The sequence below is a fragment of the uncultured Aquincola sp. genome (assembly GCF_964001545.1).
In the GTDB taxonomy this organism is placed as follows: Bacteria; Pseudomonadota; Gammaproteobacteria; order Burkholderiales; family Burkholderiaceae_C; genus Aquincola.
This window is the reverse complement of sequence record NZ_CAXFDV010000840.1, coordinates 1-3,919: the sequence shown is the minus strand read 5'-3', so window position 1 is coordinate 3,919 and position 3,919 is coordinate 1. Positions and strand designations below refer to the sequence as shown.

At 67.4% G+C, this 3,919-nt stretch carries 4 protein-coding genes; 3 read left to right on the top strand and 1 reads right to left on the bottom strand.

The window, feature by feature from the left end:
• Nucleotides 1-1,266 (top strand): multicopper oxidase domain-containing protein (locus ABNT58_RS29000; protein ID WP_348756815.1); only part of this gene is annotated, 1,266 nt, incomplete at its 5' end.
• Nucleotides 1,267-1,276: 10 nt separating this feature from the next.
• Here ABNT58_RS29000 and ABNT58_RS28995 read toward each other — a convergent pair.
• Nucleotides 1,277-2,206 (bottom strand): LysR family transcriptional regulator, encoded by a 930-nt coding sequence (locus ABNT58_RS28995; protein WP_348756814.1) that lies wholly within the window; start codon nucleotides 2,204-2,206, stop codon nucleotides 1,277-1,279.
• A gap of 95 nt (nucleotides 2,207-2,301) precedes the next feature.
• Between ABNT58_RS28995 and ABNT58_RS28990 the strand changes: the two genes are divergently transcribed.
• Entirely contained in the window at nucleotides 2,302-2,766 is a 465-nt protein-coding gene (locus ABNT58_RS28990; RefSeq protein WP_348756813.1) for a (2Fe-2S)-binding protein, read from the top strand.
• A gap of 11 nt (nucleotides 2,767-2,777) precedes the next feature.
• A partial coding sequence (locus tag ABNT58_RS28985) for a molybdopterin cofactor-binding domain-containing protein (RefSeq protein ID WP_348756812.1) occupies nucleotides 2,778-3,919 on the top strand: 1,142 nt, incomplete at its 3' end.

The window sequence follows — 3,919 nt, the reverse complement described above, 5'->3', positions numbered from 1 at the left end:
GTGTTTTTTCCAGGGCAAACCAAGGCTTATCAGTACACGCACCGGCAAGAGGCTTGCCATTTGTGGTTCCACGATCACTCATTGGGTTTGACCCGGCTGAACGTGTACGCGGGTTTGGCCAGCCATCTGTTTTTGCGCGATGCGTATGACCTGGGCGTGGGCAATACCCTGGGCCTGCCCAGTGGCGACTGTGAGCTTCCCCTGACCTTGCAGGACAAGGCGGTCGACATGTTCTCGGGCAAGTACCAGTACATGCCTGCGTTGTTGGGCAAGAACAGCTGGCTTCCCGGCATTTTTGGCGATCTGTCCTTGGTCAATGGCGCCGCATTTCCCAAGATGACGGTGGACCGCGGCGTTTACAGGTTCCGCATCTTGAATGCGGCCAACTCGCGGCCGTACGCCTTGACCATGTCCAATGGCGCCAAATTTCATGTCATCGGCAATGACCAGGGCATGCTCAACGCACCCGTGCCCACCACCAGCCTGGAGGTGTTGCCGGGCGAACGCTATGACGTGCTGATCGATTTCAGCAATGCGTGGGCGGGCAGCTCGGTGGTGGTCTACAACACGGCGATTCCGCCCAATGCCGGTTTCATCTTCGGCTCATTCACCGAGGTCATGCGCTTCGACGTGCGCGCCACACTGGGGCGGTTTCGCACGCTGCCCACGCGTTTGCGCGGCGGCGTGGGTCAACGGGCCGCGTTGCCCAGCGCCAGCAGCATCGTGCCGGTGCGCCAGCGCACGGTGACCTTGGCGCAGGTGATCGACATTGCCTGCGGTACCAACTCGGTGCCACTGCAACTGCGGCTCAACAACCTGCGCTTCGAGCAAGAGGCCGACAACATGGCGGTGGGCCAGTGGGAACTGTGGAACGTGGTCAACACCACCCTGGAGTCGCACCCGTTTCACATCCATCTGGCCGAGATGCGCATCCTCAACCGCCAGAAGATGAACATGGCGGCCTATTTGCTGGCGCACCCGATTCCACCGGTGGCCACCTACTGGGCGCCGCCCGTCGATGGGTTTACCAGCGCCGCAGCCACTGCCCCTGCGGCCTGGGAAGCCGGCCGCAAAGACACGGTCAATGTGACCGCCGAGGCCGTGACGCGCATCCTGGTGCGCCTGCCCACCGCTGAAGAAGCCGGTTTCGACCCGCGTGCCTCTTTCACCAACGTCGAAGGGCAACGCTTGTCGGGCTACATGTACCACTGCCATCTGTTGGAGCACGAGGACTGCGACATGATGCGCCCGATGCAATTGGTCTGATGGCCGTGCGCTACGGCTGGTGAAGGCCGGTTTCCCTGGATGGCTGGCCCATCCGGCCTCTCAAGAAATCAATGAACACCCGCGTCTTCACCGGCAGCTGCTGCCGCCGCGGGTGGTAGATGTAAAGGCCATCGAAGCTCGGGCTGTAGTGGGCCAGCACCTCCACCAGCCGGCCCTGCGCCACATGAGGCGCAGCCGCCTCCGGCACCGTGTGGCACAGGCCCAGGCCTTGGGCGGCTGCTTCCACCATCGTCATCCAGTGGTTCACGATCAGCGGGCCGTGCACCGCCAGTGACACGATGCGGCGCTTTTCCAGAAACTCCCAGCGGTACAGCGCGCCGCTGGTGGCCATGCGGTAGTTGATGCAGCGGTGCTGCAGCAGATCGGCCGGCACCTGGGGTGTGCCGTGCTGCGCCAGGTAGCCCGGCGCCGCATAAGTGCGCAGCCGGAATTCGCGCGTCAGCGGCAGCGCGATCATGTCGCGCTGCAGCGATTCGCCCAGGCGTATGCCGGCGTCGAAGCCCTCTTTCACAATGTCGACCAGCGCGTCCTGGTAGGCCAGCTCCAGCGTGATGTGCGGGTGCAGCTGGTGGAATTCGCTCAGCAGGGGTTCGATCAACAACTGGCCCGTGACCATCGGCAGCGTGATGCGCAGCAGGCCGCCGGGCATGCTGGCCTGGGTTTGCAGGTCGTCGGTGGCTTCGGCCAGGCCGGCCAGCAGCGGCGCCACGCGCTCCCAGTAGGCGCGGCCGGCTTCGGTCAGGTTCACGCTGCGGGTGGTGCGCTCGAACAGGCGTGCGCCCAGCCGCGCTTCCAGCTTGCGGATGGTTTGCGACATGGCGGCCGGCGTCACGCCCAGCGCCGCCGCCGCGCCGCTGATGCTGCGCAGCTCCGCCGTGCGGGCAAAGGCCGTCATGGCCGACAGGATCTCGGGGTTCATTCGTAAGCCTTGCTTAATGGGGCATGCAGTTTCATTGTGTATCGCTGTCGAATGCGGCGCAGCACACTCGCGGCTTCCGCAAGACAGCCACCGCCATGACCACCACACTGAACATCAACGGCCGCCGCATGGCCGTGGACGCTGACCCGTCCACCCCCATCCTCTGGGCGCTGCGCGACAAGCTGCAGCTCAACGGCACCAAGTTCGGCTGCGGGGCGGCGCTGTGCGGTGCCTGCACCGTGCACCTGGATGGCCAGGCCATCCGCGCCTGTGTCACGCCCATCAGCGCGGTGGGCCCCCACCAGCGCATCACCACGATCGAGGCGGTGGCCGACGACAAGGTGGGCAAGGCCGTGCAAACCGCGTGGGTGCAGCACGACGTGGCCCAGTGCGGCTACTGCCAGAGCGGCCAGATCATGAGCGCCACCGCGCTGCTCCAGCAGAACAAGAAGCCGACCGACGCCGACATCGACGCTGCCATGTCGGGCAACGTGTGCCGCTGCGGCACCTACGTCCGCATCCGCGCGGCCATCCACGACGCCGCCAAGGCCCTGGCCTGAAGGAGCCCACGATGACCGACACCACCGTGGCACGCACCCCGGCGCTGCAGCGCCGCAGCTTTTTGAAGATGGCCGCCAGCAGCGGATTTGCCCTGGGCCTGTACCCGCTGGTGCAGGCAGCGGAGAACGGCGCCGCCGCTGCGCCGCAGGGCGCCGCCGTGGCCGCGGCCATGGCCGGCGAACTCAAGCCCACGCAGCAGCCCGGCGCCTTCGTGCGCGTGGGCAAGGACGGCATCGTCACCGTGATGGTGAACCGGCTGGACTTCGGCCAGGGCGTGCACACCGCGCTGCCCATGCTGGTGGCCGAAGAGCTGGACGCCGACTGGCAGAAGGTGCGCGCCGAGCTGGCGCCGGCCGGCGAGGCCTACAAGGACCCCGGCTTCGGCATCCAGATGGTCGGCGGCTCCAACTCCATCAAGAGCTCGTGGCTGCAGTACCGCGAGCTGGGCGCCCGCGCCCGCGCGATGTTCGTGGCCGCGGCGGCGCAGCAGTGGCAGGTGCCGGCTTCGCAGGTGGGCGTCGCGGGCGGTGTGGTCAGCGCCGGCAGCCGCCGCGCCACCTTTGGTGAGCTGGCCGAGGCGGCGATGCGCCAGCCGGTGCCGGCGAGCGTGGTGCTCAAGCAGCCGGCCGACTTCAAGATCATCGGCCGGCCCACGCGCCGGCTGGACGCGGCGCTGAAGTCCAGCGGCCGGCAGTCCTTCGGAATCGACCTGCGGCCACCCAAGGCCGCGGTGGCGCTGATCGTGCGGCCGCCGGTGTTCGGCGCCCAGCTGGCCACGGTGGACGACAGCCAGGCGCTGGCGGTCAAGGGCGTGCACAAGGTGCTGCGCGTGCCGCTGGACCGCGGCGCCAGCGGCCTGGCCGTGGTGGCCGATGGCTACTGGACGGCCAAGATGGGCCGCGACGCGCTGGGCGTGACCTGGAACACCGACGGCGTGGAAAAGGTAAGCACCGACGCACTGCTGCAGCGCTACAGCGAGCTGGCGCGCCAGCCGGGCCTGAAGGCCAAGGTGGCCGACACCAGCGCGCTGGCCACGGCGCCGCGCCGCATCAGCGCCGAGTACCGCTTTCCGTACCTGGCGCATGCGCCGATGGAGCCGCTGAACTGCGTGATCGACTTCCGCGGCGATGCCTGCACGGTGCACATCGGCTC